This window comes from Mycobacterium sp. (assembly GCF_049278535.1).
Taxonomy (GTDB): Bacteria; Actinomycetota; Actinomycetes; order Mycobacteriales; family Mycobacteriaceae; genus Mycobacterium.
Map to the genome: position 1 here is coordinate 1 of NZ_JBAPMI010000245.1, position 1,572 is coordinate 1,572.

Consider the following 1,572-nt stretch of genomic DNA (forward strand, 5'->3'; position numbering starts at 1 on the left):
GCCGGGGCCTCGCTGGTTTGCCGAATACCGCCCGATCCGCCGGGTGCACGCCGACGCCTCGATGTTCGTCGGCGGGCTGCGGGCCCTGCTGTTGCAGTCGCTGCATCCATTGGCCATGGCCGGGGTAGCCGAGCACTCCAACTATCGCGACGACCCGTGGGGTCGATTGCAGCGAACCAGCACGTTTTTGGCCGAGACGACATTCGGTTCCGCGGCCGACGCTCAACGAGCCGTTGATCGCGTGCGTGGAATCCATCGGCGGGTACACGGCGTGGCGGCCGACGGCAGGACGTACACGGCCACCGATCCGCACTTGTTGGAGTGGGTACACATCGCTGAAGCCGATAGCTTTCTGCGGGCCCACCAGCTTTACGGCGCGACCCCGCTGGACCAGGCCGGTCGCGACGCATACGTCGCCGACATGGCCGAGATCGCGGCCAGACTCGGCGTGGTCGACCCACCGCGCTCCGAACGTGCTCTGGCGCAACGACTCAGCGCTTTCCGTCCGGAATTGCGCAGTACGGCGGCCGCGCGTGACGCAGCCCGATTCCTGCTGTTGACGCCGCCGCTGTCGTTGGCCGCGCGGGCCCCGTATGGCGTGCTGTCCGCTTCTGCGGTGTCGATGTTGCCGTTGTGGGCCCGGGTACCGCTGCTGCTGCCGTACTTTCCGCCCGTCGAAGTCACGGTGGTGCGCGGCATCGGCCGCGTGCTGGTGGGCGGCATCCGGTGGGCGCTGCCTGCCCCCGGCGCCGTCAGCGTCGACCGCTGACCATATCGACGAACAACTGGTGAATCCGCCTGTCCCCCGTCACCTCTGGGTGAAACGCTGTGGCCAGCACCGCGCCCTGACGCACCGCGACCGGATGCCCGGCCGCCGACGCCAGCACCTGCACATCCGCACCGACTCGCTCCACCCACGGGGCGCGGATGAACACTGCATGCACCGGCTCTTCGAAGCCGTCAAACGCGATATCGCCTTCGAATGAGTCGACTTGGCGTCCAAACGCGTTGCGCCGCACAGTGATATCAATAGCACACAATGGAATCGCTTCCCGCCCAACAGCTCCGGCGTCCAGAATCTCGCTGGCAAGCAGGATCATCCCCGCGCACGCGCCGTACGCCGGGAGCCCGGAAGTCAACCGCGCCCGCAATGGCTCCAGCAAATCGAGCTCGCGCAGCAGATGAGTCATCGTGGTGGACTCCCCACCGGGAATCACCAGCCCGTCAATGCCGTCCAACTCATCAGAGCGCCGCACCGGCACCGGAGCGACCCCTGAATCACGCAGTGCCGCAAGGTGTTCGCGAACGTCGCCCTGCAGCGCCAACACCCCGATCCGCACGGCGCTCACCGGTGCTCGCTCGGGAAGCGAGTCAGCCCCTCCTGCATGACGGCGGCGACCATTTCGCCGTACTGGTTGAAGATCTTGCCCTGACACAGCGAGCGGCCGCCGCAGGCCGACGGTGAGGACTGGTCGTAGAGGAGCCACTCGTCGGCGCGGAAGACGCGCATGAACCACATCGCATGGTCGAGCGAGGCCACCTGCAGGTGTTCACGCTCGTCGAGGTGGGTTA

2 protein-coding genes and 1 pseudogene are annotated in these 1,572 nt (G+C 67.0%); 1 reads left to right on the forward strand and 2 read right to left on the reverse strand.

Translation table 11 applies throughout. The features are described from left to right. Positions 1-769 (forward strand): oxygenase MpaB family protein (locus tag WAO18_RS16725; RefSeq protein WP_422207367.1); only part of this gene is annotated, 769 nt, incomplete at its 5' end. Here the strand turns inward: WAO18_RS16725 and pdxT are convergent. Together pdxT and WAO18_RS16735 are read right to left on the reverse strand one after the other, a co-directional pair. Further along, positions 753-1,349, reverse strand: a complete 597-nt coding sequence (pdxT, locus tag WAO18_RS16730) for a pyridoxal 5'-phosphate synthase glutaminase subunit PdxT (protein WP_422207368.1) — start codon at positions 1,347-1,349, stop codon at positions 753-755. The two genes, WAO18_RS16725 and pdxT, sit on opposite strands and share 17 nt — an antisense overlap. Then, positions 1,346-1,572: pseudogene (locus tag WAO18_RS16735) on the reverse strand (acyl-CoA thioesterase II); the annotation flags it as partial. The gene pdxT and the pseudogene WAO18_RS16735, both read right to left, overlap by 4 nt.